This window comes from Bacteroides sp. AM23-12 (assembly GCF_003434395.1).
Lineage (GTDB): Bacteria > Bacteroidota > Bacteroidia > Bacteroidales > Bacteroidaceae > Bacteroides > Bacteroides thetaiotaomicron.
Map to the genome: position 1 here is coordinate 291431 of NZ_QTLF01000004.1, position 19456 is coordinate 310886.

12 protein-coding genes are annotated in these 19456 nt (G+C 44.2%); all 12 read right to left on the reverse strand.

Going from position 1 to position 19456, the window contains the following annotated elements; translation table 11 throughout:
• Positions 1-32 precede the first annotated feature (32 nt).
• Positions 33-389 carry a hypothetical protein gene (locus DW640_RS06520; protein ID WP_008763067.1) on the reverse strand — a complete coding sequence of 119 codons (357 nt, stop codon included), beginning with the start codon at positions 387-389 and terminating at the stop codon, positions 33-35.
• A 75-nt stretch (positions 390-464) separates the two neighbouring features.
• Positions 465-2063 carry an aspartate:alanine exchanger family transporter gene (locus tag DW640_RS06525; protein ID WP_008765024.1) on the reverse strand — a complete coding sequence of 533 codons (1599 nt, stop codon included), beginning with the start codon at positions 2061-2063 and terminating at the stop codon, positions 465-467.
• A 105-nt stretch (positions 2064-2168) separates the two neighbouring features.
• Positions 2169-3068 carry a ChaN family lipoprotein gene (locus DW640_RS06530; protein WP_048698693.1) on the reverse strand — a complete coding sequence of 300 codons (900 nt, stop codon included), beginning with the start codon at positions 3066-3068 and terminating at the stop codon, positions 2169-2171.
• On the reverse strand, positions 3049-5907 hold the full coding sequence (locus DW640_RS06535) for a pitrilysin family protein (RefSeq protein WP_048698691.1): 2859 nt from the start codon (positions 5905-5907) through the stop codon (positions 3049-3051). Before DW640_RS06535 ends, DW640_RS06530 begins: the two co-directional genes overlap by 20 nt.
• Positions 5894-7093, reverse strand: coding sequence for a DUF4929 family protein (locus DW640_RS06540; protein ID WP_048698688.1), 1200 nt, complete (start codon positions 7091-7093; stop codon positions 5894-5896). Before DW640_RS06540 ends, DW640_RS06535 begins: the two co-directional genes overlap by 14 nt.
• A gap of 31 nt (positions 7094-7124) precedes the next feature.
• The gene (locus tag DW640_RS06545) at positions 7125-8564 is read right to left on the reverse strand and encodes a RagB/SusD family nutrient uptake outer membrane protein (protein WP_065421930.1); all 1440 of its coding nucleotides are present in this window, start codon (positions 8562-8564) and stop codon (positions 7125-7127) included.
• A gap of 11 nt (positions 8565-8575) precedes the next feature.
• Positions 8576-11641 (reverse strand): SusC/RagA family TonB-linked outer membrane protein, encoded by a 3066-nt coding sequence (locus DW640_RS06550; RefSeq protein ID WP_048698682.1) that lies wholly within the window; start codon positions 11639-11641, stop codon positions 8576-8578.
• Between the two features lie 99 nt (positions 11642-11740).
• Positions 11741-12640, reverse strand: coding sequence for a cation diffusion facilitator family transporter (locus DW640_RS06555; RefSeq protein ID WP_048698680.1), 900 nt, complete (start codon positions 12638-12640; stop codon positions 11741-11743).
• A 442-nt stretch (positions 12641-13082) separates the two neighbouring features.
• A complete protein-coding gene (locus DW640_RS06560; protein WP_048698677.1) occupies positions 13083-13868 on the reverse strand; it encodes a DNA-binding domain-containing protein in 786 nt (261 codons plus the stop codon).
• A 122-nt stretch (positions 13869-13990) separates the two neighbouring features.
• Complete coding sequence (locus tag DW640_RS06565) at positions 13991-15898, reverse strand: fimbrillin family protein (RefSeq protein WP_147326375.1); 1908 nt, start codon at positions 15896-15898, stop codon at positions 13991-13993.
• A 34-nt stretch (positions 15899-15932) separates the two neighbouring features.
• On the reverse strand, positions 15933-18068 hold the full coding sequence (locus DW640_RS06570) for a fimbrillin family protein (RefSeq protein WP_158562592.1): 2136 nt from the start codon (positions 18066-18068) through the stop codon (positions 15933-15935).
• 31 nt (positions 18069-18099) lie between these two features.
• Positions 18100-19413, reverse strand: coding sequence for a fimbrillin family protein (locus DW640_RS06575; protein ID WP_048698736.1), 1314 nt, complete (start codon positions 19411-19413; stop codon positions 18100-18102).
• Between the last annotated feature and the right edge of the window lie 43 nt (positions 19414-19456).

Genomic DNA, 19456 nt, shown 5'->3' on the forward strand with positions numbered 1-19456 from the left:
CCCGCTTTACCATAAAGCAGGATACCATCGGTTCAAATGACGGAAAAACGAATAGCAGGAGGGGCTCTGAGTGCCACCACCCCATGATAGGGAGAATAGTAGTGCGTATGCTGCGTAATACCATGCAACCGCCACAAGAGGAATGGAATAAAAAGAGAGAGAGCAAACACAACAGCCGCACCGTCCGTTGTCAGATGTGACAGGAAATGAACTAATAACAGTTCGACTGTTGAGTGCTTATGTGCCGCCCCTTTCTTGAAAGGATGCGAATGGACGATTGTCACGCCATTGACCACGTGTATGTGAGCAAAGAATGTGATACTTACCAAATACGATACAAACAGTACCGGCAAGAAACAGCGCATGATATTCAATGACAATCGTTTCACCTCATCTTAAATTTTGAGGCGGCAAAGATACAAACTATTATTTTAACAATCAATACCTATATATACTGATTTTCATTAATACACAGCTGAAGATATCACCTGTATAAATAAAATAAGGAATACCATAGCAATCGGATAAACGGTCGCGTATGCCACGCTTGGAATATTACTGTCTACCATCGAATCGGCAGCAGCCAGTCCCGGAGTACTGGTCATACCTCCCGTAATGGTTCCCAGTAGATCAAGTATGTTGATCTTGAATACCAAGCGTCCTACAATTACCGCAACCAGCATCGGTACTACTGTGATAGCTGCACCCACTCCGAACATCAGTAATCCGCTTTCCTGAAAAGTAGCCACAAGGTTCTTTCCGGCAGAGGTTCCGACTTCAGCAAGGAAAAGCAACAGACCTAACTGCCGCAACAGTTGATTGGCGGGGCCGGACATAGACCAAATGATAGGCCCTGTCTTACCAACGGCACTCAAAACCAACGCCACCATCAATACTCCTCCGGTCAATCCAGGTGAAAACGACAGTGTATCGGAGAAAGAAATATTCAACTTACCAAATAAGACCCCCAGCACAATACCCATCGCGATGGGGAAGAAATCAGTATCGGAAAGTTTCTTCGCATTGTTTCCCAGTAGGCGGGCTACTCCTTTGATGCCTTCCTTCTCTCCTACCACCATCAGTTTATCACCAAACTTCAAAGCCAAATCCGGTGACGGAGATAAGTCAATACCGCTTCGACGAACACGGGTCACCGTACAACCGAAGTTTTTCTGTAAATTCAGATCACCCAGTTGCTTATTGATCATATCTTTCTTGGTCAATAGTAAGGACTCGATTTCCTGTGTTTTATCCAAAGGAAGTTCACCTTCTTCACGTTCGCCAATTAATACAGACAGCTGATTCAGTGATTCCTCACTGCCTACTGCCTGAATATAGTCTCCTTCGTGCAATACTGTATGCGCGGTGGGGATGGATATTTCATCTTTATGTTTCAGACGGGAAATAACAGCACCTGTCATTGCCCGTGCATTGATCTGCATCAAGCTACGGTTGAATACGCTTGCATTAGTGACACGGTAGATACAAGTGCCCAACTCCGGAAATTGTCCGCGGCGCTCTATTTCAAGGCGACGGGCTTCCTGATCCAAATTTACACGCATGATTTTGGGAAGCAGCTTCACAAACAAAATCACTCCGATTACACCAAACGGATAAGCGATACCGTAAGCAATGGATGCTAACGGAGAGTGGGTACTATCAATTGCTACCGCCAATCCCGGAGTACTGGTCAAAGCTCCTGCAATCAATCCGACTACACTCGGCGTATCAATATCGAACGCATACTTCAAACCTACTGCCGTGAGGCAGGCAGAACAGATAATAAGCATAGTAATGAGAATCAGCGTCTTTCCTTTACTACGAAAAGAGTCGAAGAATCCGGGACCGGCCTGAATACCGATGGTAAAAATAAAAAGTACCAAACCGAAGTTTCCTAATTCTTTAGGAATAATAACACCAAAGTGTCCAAAAAGAAGAGCAATAAAGATCACCGCTGACACATCAAGCGATAGCCCCTTAATCTTAATTCTTCCTAACATAAATCCCAACGCTACTATCAGAAAGAGCGAGAAATAAGAGGAATGCAATAAGTCAGTAAACATGTTTTTTAAAGGTTAGTTAGTTTAAGGGCGCAAAGGTACAAAAAAGTCTCCATAAAGCTATTTTATAGAGAATTTTATTATCTTCACTTAAAAAGACAAGCTGCCTTAATAACTGTTCACCATATCTTCAGGAACACAAATATAAAAGTCTGCACGGTCTTTATTTTCTTCATCCAGTTGATGAATGGATTCTTGGCGTACAGAAGTGACTGTCACTACTTTTGTTCCGGGACGATAACGAAGCAAATAAGGTATAATTCCACCTTTGAAGTCAGAATGATAGTTTCCGTTGATGTGCAGAAACTTATCTTTCATATTATGAGCAATAAACCATCCCATCGTGGCATCTTTGACAGCTTGTGCCTGAGCCAGTTTCCGGTTATCTCCGCTCTGCTTTCCTCCCAGCATATTCATCATGCTAAAAGCCGCTTCACTTTCTTTCTCATTATATTCGAAAGGAACAGGCAAAGGTGCAATGTACCTTTTAGCTTCATCTGACAAAGAATCAAGTACTTCGATTCCTTTATTTTTCACACTATTAGCATAACGTCGGGGGATATTAGTTGCAACAAACGGAATGCCATGTTCCTTAGCGAAGAAAACGACCGGATAATAATCCGTATTATAATTATCCCACAGGCGGGCTTCTGCCTCAAAGTGATCATAAGAAATCTGACGTTGCATATATTCATCCAGAATCAGCTGATTGTCACTCTCCAGCATTTCCGCTCCCAGCATCAGCTTATCTTTATGAATAGCGTACATCGAACGAGCTATCTCAAATTCCAGCCAATGCGTAATCGGACAGTTATGTATTTCTCCCAGAAAGACAATGTCATAACCGGAGAGTTGCTTAACTAACTCTCCGTAAGTAATCTCCTTACCGGTATTATCAAATAATACGTAAGCGCGTTTGTTCATATCTCCCTGTGCAGATACCACACCGAGACAGCAGCCACACAAACAGACCAGGCATAGCAACCGTTTAATTATTCTTTGTGTCATTTTTCAGTTTGTTTTTACTTAAATATAGCAGACTATAATTTTCAAGACTCAGATAGCTGTTAAACGCCTCACGCAAAGTAGCAGGGGTAATACTCTCAAGACACTGCTCGTACTGCTCGAAATCAGCCAACGACTCTCCATTCTTCAGTAATCCGACTAAGGTAGTACGCCAGTTGGCAGGAGCTTCTTCATTCAACGCTTCGCGTTTAGCTATCAGAAAAGAGCGTTTGATATTTCTTAATTCCTCTTCTCCTATTTCCTGCAACTGCAGTTTATGCAATATCTCTTTCAACAGAATATCTATTTCGGGCATATTACGGTTATCAGCAGACGCATTGATATCAAAGTAGAATGTCCGCCAGGGAATTCCCTCATACATCAACGATATATAAGGCGAATAAACCAATGATTCACGTTCCCTAAGCACGGAAATCAAACGATTACGAATCACATCACGCATCAGTTTCAGTGTTAACGTACTCTTCAGACCCGGTTGATAATATCCGAAGAAAAGATAATCAAATAAGGTCTGTGTCTCATTATCGTTCGGAAAACCTTCTATATGTTTTTCAACCGGAAGTTCAAAATGAGGATAAGAATACTCCGATGGACACAACGAAGCAGGGATCCTCCCGAACACAGATACAAACTGCCGCATGATAGTATCCGTATCAAAATTGCCACAGATAACATACGTCGTTCCTTCGGGGCGTGCGTAAAGTTCTTTATAGAAAACAGCGATAGAATCCAGATTCTGACTCTTGATCTGATCAATGGAAAGTTTATTGGATGAACGGGGTATGGCAGCTCCCATCAATTCATCCATACGGGCAGAAAGCAAACGGTCCGGAGCACGCTTCAGCATTTTTTCCAGCATAGTTTCTTTGCCATAATCCTTCAGCAATTCCTGACGAATCTCTTCAAAATCATCATATTTAAGTTCCGGATCGAATATCTTTTCAAAAATCAAATTAAAAAACTCCGGAGCATGGGCAACAGAGGCCATACCTATGAAACCATGCCAGTGATTCTCCATCGCCATCGTGAGCGAAATTTCTTTTTGAGAAAGATAATCCGAAAGCATCTCTCCGTCTACTTTTGCAATGCCTCCCATATCCATATATCCGATACCTTCCAGCAAAGGATACTTTTCATCAGGCAAAGAGGAAGTTCCAAAAGGAGCAAAAGAGGTCAGAAGCAAAGCTGTATCTGCTTCCTGTGTAGGCTTCAGTACCAAGCGGATTCCATTTTTTAGTTCCACTTCCCGAATCCGTGTGTGAGGATATTCTACAATACGGGCAATAAAAGTTGAATCAAAAAACTGACGTGACGCAAGACAAGGAGGTGTAGCTATTTCTGTTTCCTCCTTTCTATCCGGACGGACATAAGAGTAAGCAGTACATTCTGTCTGTTCTCCCTGTGCCCATGCATCAGCTATTTCCTCTTTCGTCAACGGAGCACCTAATCCGGTGTGGCTGCTACATCCTACCAGCAGAGTTTCTTTATAATAAGAAAGCCATTCTTTCAACAAAGCCTGTAAAGAGCTACCTTCCACTTTTCTTATGTCGGTTTTGAGTTGTTCCTGTCGGGTTGTATCCGTAAGATACCGGTCGCCTGATATCACATAATCCACAAAGTCATCACACCATGCAGAAGAGGAACGTGATAAATTGCCAGTACCCGACTGCATCTGATGACAAAAATCATCTTTTATATCTTCCAATTCTTCCTCTTGCCATCCGTGACGAATCAACTCATTCAATTCGGCTACGGTAGCAGAAATCGCCGCCAATAACTCACTCCTGTTTTGTCCTTCCACTGTTAAGACCAAATGATTCTTGTCACTTAGATACCACTGATCTGAAACACTAGTCTTCAATTTTCGTCCTTGAAAACGGGAAGAAACTGCTCTGACAAGCAATCTCCCCATCTGTTTCATCACTGCATCTTCCATAGTACGTTCTACCACACAAGGATGCGGAATCATTAGTTCGACTTTCGTTTTAGTCTGCAACGAATCACGGATTTCCGATAAATGGATACCTTTAGTATATTCCAGCGGATAGGTTCGGAAACCATTCACCGGACGCTTTTGCAATGAAGAAAAACCTTCCTTAATTTTAATTTCTATGTCTTGAGGAGAAATATCTCCGACAACTATTAAAGTGGCTAAAGAAGGTACATACCATTTCTGATAATATCCCTCCAATATCTGTGGCGTTACTTTCCGGATATCTTCCACTGTACCTAACGGTATACGGTGTCCGAATATCCCCTGTCCTATCTTTAACGAATAAAAATCATCTCCCAAATCATAACCACGCAGTTCCTCCAGTATAATTCCTTTTTCATTCTCCACTTTCTCTGAACTCATGGAAATGCCATCCAGCCAATCACGCATGATAAGTAACGAACGATCAATGACTTCTTCTTTCTGATGATCTGCTGGAACAGCAAACATATAAATGGTACGGTCAAAACCGGTAAAGGCATTGATGTCTTGTCCATACTTCATTCCCAAAGACTCCAGGTATTCCACCAACGAACGTTTAGGAAAATGAGTCGTACCGCCAAAAGCTACGTGTTCCAAAAAATGGGCACATCCTTTCTCCTGTTCGGTCTCTTGTACAGAGCCCACCTCCATCACCAGACGAAATTCGATCCGGGAGGCAGGAGAAGAATTCCTCAAAATCAGATAACGCAATCCATTGGGCAAGCGACCTTCCAGCGTTCCTGCCGGAAGCGGAATGAAGCTTGTCTGTGCATAAACAATAAGGGGAGACATGGAGACTATGAAAATAGCCGCCATTAAAATAGACCTTAATTTACTTCTTTGCATATTCCACTTGTACACGAGTATATCCTCCTGCTAAAGAATGATCCATTACAAATTGAAATACCATCTTGCCACCTGCATTAAAATTGAAATTTCCTTTAGGCTCTATAAAATTTGCCTCATCCCCAAATTCATCTTTTATTGCAGAAGTACGCAGGAGATAATAATCAGGATTCGCCGTTCCATCCTGTGCTTCCAGGTCTATAGCATCAGGATTGCCTTCTTTAATCTTTTGTTTCTGTAACTCCCAGGGAGTAAACACAAATTCAAAAGGAACAACAGGAACAGACTCTCCATATACATTAGTCTTTATCCCTATAAACTCAACATCAGCTGTCCCGTCTGACAGTTCTTTTAATCTGAGGTTATCCAGAGACATTGTCAGAGTTCCCGGATTCTCCCTGTTCCAGTTCAGCAAATTCATGATCATTGCATAGCTGGGACTGGCATATTCCCCATACCAGAACTCCGTATTCTCGACCGTTTCTTTTCGCAGTACCCAAGCCAGATATTCCGTCAATCCCATTGGATCATCCACCATTTTTAGTACCGGTATTTCTGCTGTAGCCAGTTCACTCAATGTGATAATCGTTTTTCTATCATATTCTTTGGTAAAAGCTGCAGCAAAAGCTTCCGAATAACCGTCTGCCGGACTATGTACGGTAGTGTGACAAGAAACAACTCCCAGCCATTCGTTTAAGTCAATCCCATACTTCGTCTTATAACCCTCAATCAACGCCTTCTGTGCTTCCGTCAGTTGGGGAATCTGTGGATTCGGCTTTACACGTACCTTCAACACAGCACTCAATTCCATATTCCACGAAGGTAGTTCGGATATACCAATATCAAAGTAGGTATCTTCTACAAGCAATTCTTTCTGATTGGATACCACTTGGAAAGTAGCAGATTTGCTTCCCGCCGGAATAACTACAGGATTATTTTCCAACTTCAAGATGCCATCTTCATCATTCAGGATTTTGAAGTTAAAAGACATATCCTGCTCACAAGCCGAAGTCAAATCCACACTAACGGTCAGTGGTGTATCTTCCATCTCTTCTATCACCGGATCCTGCGCCGACAGATAAATTTTGTTCACACCTTCATATTTAGTCTCATTTTTATCGTCCCCGCACGAAGCCAGGAAAGGAAGAATAATTCCTCCCATAGCATAAATAAAAACTTTCTTCATTTTCTTCTCATTTAAATTTATTGTTATACTATTAGTTGTTTTCAATTTTAGTCCACCCCTCATTCTGTGATACATTTTCATTATACAAATATTCCGCTTTCGGTATTGGAAAAGTCCAACGGTAATCATCCTTTTCCACTCGTTTATCTTTCATATTACTGTTCCATCCGGTAAGGATACTTTTCCGATAGCGCTTCAAATCAAAATAGCGTTCTCCTTCGCCTGCAAATTCTTTCCATTTCTCTTGCAGAATAGCTTTCAACAACTGGTCACCAGTAAGCTGTGTATCCACTAAAGTAGCCCGCCGCTGTGCAAGATAATTATTCATCACTTCTATCGCCTGTGCATCATGTTCCTTTCCATCCTTACAATACGCCTCCGCCAAGATAAAGCAAGCTCCGGCTACCCTAAATTTATGGATATATTGTATTTCTTTCTTTTCCCAATTCATTTTGTTATATTTTCCCAGGCAGTTTGCTATAACCACCCCACCCGTTTCTCCTGCCATCTCCAACGGATACACAGTCCTTTCATAACGAATATCCCCTTCGGAATAAAGATTCAACAAAGCTGAATTCAAAGTCAAGTGATCGCCTTTGTTACGATCATAATTGATATCCTTATAATATGAATTGGTAGTGAACAAAGAAAAAATTCTCTCTGCACATGCCTCATTTCCCCAAAACTTACTATAGACTGATTCTCCAAGCACATCATATCCTCCTTTCGCCTCCATCACCTTTCCGGCATAAATGATCGCCTGATCGTAGTTTCGGGAATATAATTCCAGCATAGCCCATAAATAATAACCACTTATCTGAGAAAACCAGTAAATTTCCGCAGGATTATTATCCACTTCCGTAGCTTCGGTCAGCATAGTACGGATAGCCTTCACGCACTCTTCAATACTCGAACGTTTCAGGAATCCCAGTTTAAACTGGTCTTTCAATATTATTCCGTCTTTCTCCGCACCATCTCCATAGTCCGGAGCAAACAACCGCAATAAATTAAAGTAACAATATGCTTTCAGTATCTTCCCTTCGCTAATGATACATTGTAATTGCAGCTTTTCTCTTTCTGTAGTCACTGATATGCCATCTACCCGCTCTAATACGGCATTGACAATAGCTATCGTCGCATAATAATCTTTCCACAAAGACAGGGACAAATCTTCGATCGGTTGTGGCTGCCACTTATAAAGATTATTCAGATTAGCATTTCTGTTAATCAAATAGGTCGGAACAAAATCATCGCCCAATACAGCCAACTCAAAATCCGGATTTGGCAGGGAATTATAAGCAGTTGCCAGCAATTCACGGGCAGTATGCGGTGTAGTAATGGCATCCGGATCGGAAAATTGATTTTCGTAGGGAATATCAAGCGAACAAGCCGTACAGCAAAATACCGACAAAAAATAACAAATAACGGTCTTCATCCGACCTTGCATTCTATTTCTTTTTATTATAGTCATATTTCCATCTGTTAGAAAGTCAAACTTAAATTAATAGTTAACACAGGCTGCATTGTTCCCGCCAATGAACCGGTTTCCGGATCGGATTCTTTATAAGGAGTAATCATAAATAAGTTAGAAGCTTGAAAAGCGATATTAGCATACTTGATAAATTTACAATTCTTCTCCAGAAATGCGTGCGGAACACGGTAACGTAATGACACCATCGATAGCTTCAGGTAATCGCTTTTACCAACCGTTTCCGTATTGGCATAATCAGTCAATGAAGCAAGAGCAGATGAGCTAAAGAAAGGAGAATAATAAATTTTCCCTTCATCCCCTTTTTGAAACCACATATTCTGCAACTGTCCTTTAATTGCATTTTTATTGGCATTATCGTCATCGCGAACATACGAATAATTATATTTCTGATACCCTCCGAACACATAATAGAAATCCATATCCAAATCAAACTCACGGTAAGAAAAGCTCAGGTTCAGTGTACCGCTATATGGTGGTGTAGAATGCCCCAATGCTACTATATTCTCTTTTTTCGGATTCTCGGTAGCGGGAACTTCGCTGCCATCTGCTCCCAGAAATACAGGAAGCCCAGTTATCGGATTAATACCCAACGATTTTAGTCCGTAAATCATATCATAAGATTTCCCCACCTCATAGTCGGGGACAATAGCCTCTTCACTTGCATATAAACGATCTGCATGATATAAATCGACCACTTTATTACGATTGTAAGCCAACGAACCGCGTAAAGACATACGCCAGTCCGTAGTATCGAATAACTTCACCAAGGCACTTAATTCGAAACCTTCATTACGGAGTATTCCAATATTACGCTTCATTGTACTGAACCCATTGGATAGAGGGACAGGAACATCGAGCAACGCATCCGTCGTTTCACGCCTATAGATATTAGCATCCAGTGTCAGACGCTTAAAAAATTCAACGGAAAGACTAAAATCTGTAGTAATAGTCTGTTCCGGCTTCAGGTCGGTATTATAAAGTTCGGCCAATTGTAAAAGGCGGGCATTGCCGTAATAACTGGTAGAATAAGAAAAAGTACCTATCGTTGAAGAAGCTGATACACCCGCCAGGTTTGCCATTTGCCCGTAGGAAGCTTTCAGATTCAGGCGTGTAATGAATTTATTGTCTTTGAGAAAAGGATACTGACTGACCGTCCATCCCAGTCCGACTGCCCATGCGGCATTCCAACGTTTATCTTTGGGAAGAACAGAAGAAGCATCGGCTTTGTAAGTGGCAAAAAAGTCATAAGTGGTCGCAAAGCTATACCCCGCCACCAGACCTACCCCCAATTGAGCAGTCTTTTCTTTATGCGAACCCACTGATGGTTTCCGGTTTCCAGTGATAGATTGATTGATAAGTGCCGGAGACATTTGGGTACCGACTCCATAACCGGTAATAGAAACATTATCAACATCAGCCATATAATAGTCCATATTACCACCAAAGGTCAGATCATGCTTGCCCGCAATTTCCTTATTATAGGTAATACGGACATTTGAAGATACATTTGTTGTTACATTCTTTCCCTTCGTCAACTTTCCCCGTTCCTCTTCCCGTACTCCTCCAACACGTTCTGATAAAGCGGTAGAAGGTACCAAGGTAAGCATTTCGTTCAACAACACATCAATACCTGCCACCGCATCGATATTCAATCCCTTCACTGGCTCTAAGTTTAAACTTCCACTTACTCCACCGCGTTTATCTGTCGATTTACTATTATACTGTCTGACCAGATCATTATAAGTATAATCAGACGATGCATTTGAATAAGATACTAATTTTCCAGTTGTCGTTTCGTAAGGATTGAGTTGATATACAAGATCGGTAGGCGAATAAGAACTCCCGTTCGGTGTATCTGTCTCCGAATATCCTGCATCAGTACTCAGAGAGAGATATCCCCATCGTCCCAATTTCTGATCAAGACTCATACGAGCAGTGAAACGATGCGTATCATTCCCCGGTACCCGTCCTCCTTGTTGGGCATAATTGGCAGATATATAATAAGAGGTGTTCTCCGTCCCTCCCCTGACACTGAGGTTATGTCGCTGATAAATACTGCGATGTATTAATTCATCAAACCAATCGGTATGAATATTCCTCAAGGAATCAAGCACTCCCTGTCCCTCGGCAATCATACTATTCAAATCCGGACTGTTCGGGAAATATTTCCGGTAATAATCTTCACTATACCGATAGCCGGGAGTAGAGGCATTCTGTAAACGCCGTTCCAGTTCCAGTTTTTCATCGGTATCCATCATTTCCACTCCTCGTCGTCCCCGAGTAGTGATACCCATATTGAAACTGTAATTGGTTGTCAGCCTTCCATCGGGATTTCCACGCAAAGAAGTGATTTCAATCACTCCATTGGCAGCCTTTATACCGTATAAGGCACAAGCTACAGCATCTTTCAGAACTTTTATCTCTTTAAGGTCTGACGGATTAAGTGTCATAAATGCATCTGACGATATAACCTTACCATCCATTACGTACAATGGTTCATTGGCAGTATCTCCTTCACGGAAAGAAGAGTTTCCCCGGATACGTATTTTAGGTTTTGAACCAAGATCCCCTGTATTGGTCACAATCAAACCGGGCACCGTTCCTTGTAAAGCCAAGGACATATCAATCATTGGTTTACTGTTCAATCGTTCCATGTCTACCCGCTGCACAACTCCGGATTTTGCACGAATATCCATTTCATTGATATTAGGACGGGCAACTACTACCACCTCTTCTAATGATTGGGTATCCTGCTGCATAGCAGCATCCTGTACCTTTTGTCCGACATACTTCACACGGACATTCTTCATTCCGATAAAAGAAAAAATAACTATATCTCCTTCTTCCCATCGGCCACGTAACAAATATCGTCCATCTGCATCCGTTACTGTACCAAACTGGGTATTCCGAACGCGAATGGTAACACCTGGCAAGGGCTCTCCCTGATGGTCAGTAACGGTACCAGTTAATACAATATCTCTTTGTTGGGCACAGATTGTTTGAGAATAAATAGCTGAAAAAATAATTATAATCAAAGAAAAAATAAATGACCTCATTGTAGTATTTGTTATATAGAATAATCTAGACTGCAAAAATAGATACTCTTTACAGCCTGGACAATCACAACATATAACTATATTATATGCTACAAATACCTAACAACAGTTATTTTCTGTTTCACACGAAACGCCTATACATTCAAATTCTAAGGTAGCATGATGAATGCCTGCTTCATCTAATCGGCTCTTGATCAAGTGTTTTATTTCTTCCATTTTTTCCATATTATCGATGACAACGTGTGCAGTCAAAGCCGTTTCCGTGGTACTGATGGCCCAAATATGCAGATGATGACAGCTTTCTACCCCCGGCTGTTCCACTATCAGTTGCTGAATCTGCTGAGTATCGATTCCCACCGGAACCCCATCCAGCGATAATCGAAGACTGTCGTGAAGTAATCCCCAGGTAGAAACAATAATAATCACAGCGATGCCCAATCCGATAATCGGATCGATGATGCTCCATCCCGTATACATGATAATAATACCGGAAACAACTACTCCGACAGAGACCAGTGCGTCAGCTGCCATGTGCAGGTAGGCTCCTTTTACATTCAGGTCTTTATCCTTATCCTTCATAAAAAGCCAGGCAGTAAGTGCGTTGATCACCACTCCTACTCCGGCAGTCCAAGCAATGGCGGAACCGTCAACAGATACCGGATGAAACAGCTTATCTATGCTTTCAGCGATAATTATCCCTACGGCAACCAATAATATGACCGCATTCAACAAAGAAACAAGTATGGTGCTTTTCTTATATCCGTACGTATAACGACTGTTCGGATGAACTTTCTCCAACCGGAAAGCCAGCATAGCAAGTATCAGACTTGCCACATCGCCCAGATTATGACCGGCATCAGAAAGCAAGCCCAGAGAATCGTAATAAAAACCGACTCCGAACTCGACTATAACGAAAGAGATGTTCAGAGCGATACCTATAATAAAAGCTTTATTAAGCGACGTTATCCGGTGATTATGTTCGTGATGATGAGGTTCCATATTATATAACTATTATACATTTATATCATAAAGAACATTCACCGAAGAATTTAGTTCAGGTCTTTTTCTTAACATTGCCGACAACAAAGCCAAAGCACAATGGCAAGAAGCGGTAGAGCAGATTAAAAAATATGCCGCTGCAACGAAGGTGCACCGATTAGTAGAGGGCACCGAGTTACCTTGCATTGTGATGTAGTTTCGTGGTTGGGAATTGGAACGGATGGAAGAATTTTCCATTCAAGCGGATTAAAAAACTGATAACTCTGTCGTGTCTGCCTTGATAGCTCTGTCAAGCCTGCCTTGATAACTCTGTCAAGACCGCCTTGTCACCCTGTCATGCCTGCCTTGATAATCTATCAAGGCAGACACATCAAAAATCCGGTATATTACTAAAGGACAGGGAGGATATAGGGAGGCTATTGCTACCGGAAGCTACCAACGCTTATACTGTAGGGTCGGGTGCTTCCTCGTCTCCACCGCCCGAACCCGAACCACCTCCGGCAGGGGCTTCACCAATATAAATAATTTGCGAGGCTTGGCGAGGAGACTTCAATAACGTTTTTCCGGCAACAAATTGTGTGGTAACGGTGAGCGTGTATTCTCCGTCTTTCAAGCCGGAAGGCAGCAAGATGATAAGTCGTGACGGATCGTTTACTACCAGCATATCAGCGTCGAGCTTTGTGACGCTTCCTCCTTCGGAGGCAGTGAGGGTGATGCCTACCGAGGCGTCGGTGCCTGCTACCTTTATGTTCTTCCCCAGAACTGTAAAGTTACGTCCGGCAGTAGCCGAAAGGTTGGTAGCCCGCGTGGCGGCATCCAATGTGCCGTTGATGTACATAGTAGCCTGTCGGTCGCCCAAAATCTGTACGGTAGTGTCTTTAATCTCCTCCCGCAACTTTTTTCCCTGCGTCAGCGACACATATATAGAGTTCTTTTCCGGATTCCATGCATTGCCTTCGGCAAGCCCTTTGAGCTGCGGAACGGCACGAAAAAGATCCGTATTGACACTATATCCATTCATCACCAGTTCGGAGATAACTTCGTGATAAAGGTTGATACTTGCCGACATCGTTTCGCGGTGCAGACCGGGATTTTTGGCAGCCATCCGGTCCAGCACGAACTGTTGGTCAACGCTACGGGTAGATTCGAGGACGAAAATTTTGTCCGTTTTGTCATCAGTGGTGACGGTGTTGTCCGCCATCCATACTTTGAGTAAATTCTTTGCCATATTCTTGTTTTTAATAGACGGAAAGAGGGGCATTCAGCGGCTCTCTCCGTCCAGGTTATATTTATTGTAATCGTTTGAAAAGAGACTTCCGGCATATCGGTCGAAGTGTCATTTTGCTCCCTCTAATATGGATTCGCCAGATAATCTTCTACCATCTTATCTATGTTTTCGATAAAGAAGGATGAGCCACTACTAACAATCATGGCACGTGTACCTTTTATAACAAGATTTTCTCCGCTAATTTCTGTCAGTGTAATACTTGGGTCCCAATGTTTCATCATTTCCAGAAATCCCCCATCCGGATTAATGATACTCCACTTTCCTGTGCCAGGATCTCTGTAGCAAATGTTTATTGCAGTGGTTGTGCCTGCCAAGGCATAATTCCCGTAAATACCTATCGGCCTGCTTTGCGCTGCTCTTGCTTTTGCACCGTCCCATGCTTCCTCCAAATGTGTTTCCACATTATAAATACGCACATCGGATATCGAACTTCCATCCTGTGCTATCACTCTTTTCCCATCAGTGGCTACACGTTGGGTTTTTCCATAGGCAGTATTAAATAACTTTTTCCATCCCCCATCACTCTCATCGTATTCATACACACCGGTATTGGTGGCGAGTATGTTTCCATAAATGGAGCATTTATAGGCACCTATTCCTGCCGGTGAATCTTGAACAGCACCCAAATTACCGTCTTCATCAATAGGATATATATAAGCGTGATTATAAGCACTTCCACTGTTTACATGATTTCCGCTAACCAAAAAATCATTGCTGATACAGACACTATATCCATGCCCTTGAATCTGCCCGTTCGCACAATACCTTTTTCCGGTAGTCTTGCTCTTTTTGATGAAGAAAGTAGAATTATTGTTATTTCCGGTATCAGCGCTAACCACGACATAATCACCGGAAATATCGATTGCGGGACTCTTTTTCAGGATGCTTTTGTACTGATTTGTCGGAAACGGTGTGGTTCCAGCCTCATCCTCATACACGAGTACTCCTTCTCCCCACGAACCGTCCGGTTGCAGGTCATATATATGATAGCTAAACTCATCGGTAGAATTGTCTTTTATGGCACAGAACAGTCGATTACCGGAAAAAGCACTTGTTGCGTTGGGAATCGTTGTCAGTTTCGGTTGGAAAGTCGAACTCTCGCTTGCTTTTAATTCTGCGGTCAGAATGGTCTTCTGCCCTGCTGCCAGTGTGAGGTCGGCACTTACGTGGCAATCGTACTCCTTACCGTTGGCCAGAATGATTGTGACGTTCTGTTCCTCGCCCAGTATCTGGGGTGGCAGCAGACATTCGAAATCCAAATGAAACGCTTCCTGGTCCGACCACGACCGATTCATACGAATACTACCCGTGCCTGCCTTGTCGGTCGGAACGTTCAGCAGATACTCTTTGGAGGAGGTATCCGTAGCTACATTCCCCGCTGTATAGATACGGTTGAGCCGTGCCGTTGCTCCCATAACGTCTTCCTGCATCACTATATCATCCACCACATCCACGGAGATAAAAAGTCGTGCCGTAAGATGGTGAAATGTAAAATCCAGCGTATTGGTTGTGGAAGACGCCGACTGATGTGCCGCCATACAAATGGCGGACAACATCTTGCTATCCGAGGTCTGGTCCGGCGGAATGGAAATATTGGTCCCCACTGCGGGCAAGGTGCTGCTCATAGTTCCATACCAAGCATATACTTCCTTCGTTGAGGAGGCATTCAGTAGTCCCGTCCATAATTCCCGGTTGGCATCCGAAGCGTTCGGAACAAATACGTTGTCCGTTCCCGAACAGAGGTACTTATAAGAGGCGCTTCCGCTCCACCCGATAAAAATCTCGTCATTTTTCGTGAATGAAGTCCGGTTATTTTTGTCTGCCACACGAGACGCCACATTTGCATCCTCAATGGAGGCGGTTATCCGGTAGTTCCGGTTGTCTTGCCCGTATCGTCCTGTATCGTCCATACACGAAGCTGACGACAACAAAAGCATCCATACTCCTACAACTATCCGATATTTCTTCATGTTCCACATATTCATGAATGTTAGTATCAAAATTCTATCTATATAAATCCAACTCCACTGTCTCTACAGAACCTGTAGCGGTAACTTCTTTCCAGCGTGCCCATTCCATATGTTTGTCCACCTCCGTGTTCAGAGAGGCGCATAATCCGGTGAGGTCTGTAAAACCGACGATCCCTGCTGCCGGATCATCAGGCGTGCAGCCAGTAGCGGTATTCCCCGTCATGTAATGACAAGTGCTGAAATTGGCTCCCGACTTACTGCCCGCCAGCCAACCGGCAGCAGGTGTATCTCCGCCCTGATTGCTCAACTTGGAAAGCTGTACATAGCAATTGCCTACCGTCTTGCCGGATGCCACACCACCTGCCAGTCCACCGATGCCGCTTCCCGCTGAAGCTTTGCTGAAACTAATCACGGAGGCAGAAGCAGCGGACGAACCCTCATAAACAGCGGAATTCAGGATATTGCCGTTACAATAGCCTACCAATCCACCTATATACATGGCGTTTGTAGCTGAGGTATTTGTGTTGATCACCGTTGTTTTGACCAGTTCCACCGAACAGTTCAGCATATCCCCATCGACCCTACCTGCCAGTACGCCCGCATACGTGGCTCCCGAAGACTCGATGCTGTAACCTGCAGTAGAACTGTTGCCGGGAATGGTCACCACCCGCAGGTTACTGATGCCGGACTGCGTATACCCCACCACGCCCGAATATTTACCTGCGATAAGTTGAGAATTGTTCTGTAAGTCGATGCTGATTTCCCATCCTTGCCCGTCAATAGGAAGTGTAAGCGGATGACTATCCGTACCTACCGGTTGATAGAGTTCGCCTGTAGTGACTCCCGTCAGCACAAACGAAGAAGTCAGTTTGATGGTAAAAACCCGGTTCTCTCCTTCCGTCTCATACCAGCCATAGTCTTCATACAACGAATAATCAGGAGTTACCCCGTCAGACAAAGTAGGAAGTCCGTTCGCATTCCATAGCTTGGCAAAGGTTACCCAGTCGGTAGCGGAAGCAATACCCTTTTCTTTCCCCGACATACCGCCTCCCGACCCGGAAGTCCAATCCTGGCCTACAGTGGCAATCACCGACCCGTCTTTCTTCACATCGAGCTGATAATTCACCCCCGCTCCTTGTATCCATGCGGAAGAGGTGGGTAAGGCTATATTACTTTTCTTAAATTCCAACTTTGGTTCTCCATCCTGCACATAAGTAATGGAAAACGTGGCGGATGCCTTATTGGGCAGCAGAAAGAAGGTAGCCAGTGTTTGGAAATCCGCGGCATTGGCTGTCACATACGTGCCGCCACCGGCAAGGGTTGCCGTAAAAGTTTGTGTACCGGAATAACCTCCCCAACCGGAGCTATCGTCATTAAACGTAAGTGTGGCTGCCGCCGGAGCATTATTGACCGATAAAGCGGTCACTTTAATCCCCACCTCACTTTTCACGCTGAATCTTACTTTGCTCAGGGTATGTTTCATCGTGAGTCCTATGCTGCCGCTTGTTCCCTGATAAGTCTGGTTCATCAATGGCACGGAGGCAAGCAAATCAACTTGATTGGCTTCTGCCGACGGTACGGTGTAGGTAAGTGCAGGAAAACCCTTAGCCGTAATCTTCTCTTGGAAGGACGGATTGCTACCACCCGTTGCCATCTCGTCAACATAAGGGGCATAGGCAAAGAAACTCAGCCTGTCCGTCGTATTGTTCGACCAGTATTTTACGGGAGAGTACGTCCACGGGCTTCCATTGCCCGCCCGTTCCACCTTTTGATTGAACATGAATCCCGGCGTAGCGGTACTTTGATCGAAATCACCGTCCGTCAGGTAGGCGAAAACCCCTATCGTGGTGAGGTTGGCAGTGTTCAGTTCGGCACGTGTCCGTAGTTCTTCTACGGTGGTCAGGAAACTCAGCGGAAGACCGCCTCCTTGTGGGGACTCCTGCGGTTCGCCCCCTGTATCACAGGCGGTAAAAAGCGGAGTAGCGAGAAGTGTAGCGGTGAGCACCGCTACAACAAGTTGCCTCTGTCTGCGAAAAATCCCTGCTGTAGATTCGTTCATATTCATCATTCTTTCCTTTTTCCAGATTTCTTCATTCAGTCTCTTTTCTTTCTGTGTCCGGGAAGGGACATTCAACCCCGCCCGGCCTTTTCTTTCTGTCAGTATACTCATGGGCTGATAAGAAGCCTGAACCGACATTGGTTTACTCTACCGGAGACTCAGTCACTTCATTTCCCCACTCATCTACCTTGGCATCCGCAATCGTGATTTCGTGCAGGTTGATGACGAGCGTGTACTGGTAGGTCTTTTTGCGTTTCAAATGGCCTGCTGGAATTTTCACTACGGATTCAGCATGGCTGGCAATGTACTTCAAGTTAGGTGCGGTAGTCGTCTTGTCCGGGGTAACAATGTCGTAATGGAACCCGAACCATATATCTCCCGCGGCGCAGCCGCTTTTAGTCGCGTCGGCTTCATTATCGCCTACGGGAATCAGGTAGAGATATTGCTTGTCGGGGAACAGGGAGACGGCATTACCGTTGCCTTGCGAGTCTGCGGTTATTTTCACGCCTGTAACTGTACCACTACTGTGGCCTGCGGTCGGGTTCGATTCCGTAATGCCGCCGTCTATGTTCAGTATCTTCTTCAGGCTGAAATCCTTCGTAGGAATGACTGCTTCGGGAGTAGCTCCGGTTGTCCCGTAATTCCAGTGTAGTTCCTTCCACGTGGCGGTGGTGTAGAATTTGGAGTTGGTATTGCTCTCCGCCGAAGCGTTGATTAGCGACATATAGCCATCGGAGCCCGATGTACCGTGGTCGCTTCCCACAATCCACATTTCGGTGATATAGACAAAACCGTCCGTGCCATTCAGGGAGGTGTATACGCCATCGCCCAGTTGTGCCTGGAACGAAATGCGCGAGAGCGTATGCTCGAAATTGAAGGTGACTCCGCTCTTGCTGTTTTCGTAAGTCTTGTCAAGTGCGTTAGCGACTACGAGGTCCACCATTTTGGGAAGGTCTTCGCCTTCCTTTATTTTGAATTTGACATAGGGAATGCCTTGTGTGGTGGCGTCACAGACGGTCACGCCCGTTTTTTCTCCCGACTCCCACTTGTTTTCATAGGGTGCGTAGGCGAAAAAGGAAATCTTGTCGTTCTTGTTGTTGGGCCAGTACTTGACGGGGCTGTACGTCCATCCGCCTGTATTGCTGTTCAGCGTTTCGTCCCATTTCACCATCTGGTTGTGCATAAATCCGGGGGCGGTCGATGCTTTTGCGTCATTCCAGCCCTTGCTGCCCGTAAAATACCCCATAATGCCGAAGCCACCGTACTTATTGCCATCGGTAGGGTCATCCTTGATACTGTTATTGTCCGTGTCTACTCCACGGGTCGGTGTTCCTGTGTACACTCCGAACTTCATCTGCGGATGAGCGTCCGGACTGACTTCCGTCACTTCATTCTGCGAGCAGGCTGCTACCAGCAGAGCGGCAAGTGATGCCATCATTACATTAATCGTTTTCATTTTCCAAAATTTTAAATTACTCATTATATTGAATTAATCTCTT

Coding starts and splice junctions, on each gene's coding strand:
- DW640_RS06570 (WP_158562592.1), bottom strand. CDS start 18,068: ATGAGTATACTGACAGAAAGAAAAGGCCGGGCGGGGTTGAATGTCCCT.
- DW640_RS06535 (WP_048698691.1), bottom strand. CDS start 5,907: ATGCAAAGAAGTAAATTAAGGTCTATTTTAATGGCGGCTATTTTCATA.
- DW640_RS06565 (WP_147326375.1), bottom strand. CDS start 15,898: ATGAAGAAATATCGGATAGTTGTAGGAGTATGGATGCTTTTGTTGTCG.
- DW640_RS06560 (WP_048698677.1), bottom strand. CDS start 13,868: ATGGCAAAGAATTTACTCAAAGTATGGATGGCGGACAACACCGTCACC.
- DW640_RS06540 (WP_048698688.1), bottom strand. CDS start 7,093: ATGAAGAAAGTTTTTATTTATGCTATGGGAGGAATTATTCTTCCTTTC.
- DW640_RS06555 (WP_048698680.1), bottom strand. CDS start 12,640: ATGGAACCTCATCATCACGAACATAATCACCGGATAACGTCGCTTAAT.
- DW640_RS06550 (WP_048698682.1), bottom strand. CDS start 11,641: ATGAGGTCATTTATTTTTTCTTTGATTATAATTATTTTTTCAGCTATT.
- DW640_RS06545 (WP_065421930.1), bottom strand. CDS start 8,564: ATGACTATAATAAAAAGAAATAGAATGCAAGGTCGGATGAAGACCGTT.
- DW640_RS06530 (WP_048698693.1), bottom strand. CDS start 3,068: ATGACACAAAGAATAATTAAACGGTTGCTATGCCTGGTCTGTTTGTGT.
- DW640_RS06575 (WP_048698736.1), bottom strand. CDS start 19,413: ATGAAAACGATTAATGTAATGATGGCATCACTTGCCGCTCTGCTGGTA.
- DW640_RS06525 (WP_008765024.1), bottom strand. CDS start 2,063: ATGTTTACTGACTTATTGCATTCCTCTTATTTCTCGCTCTTTCTGATA.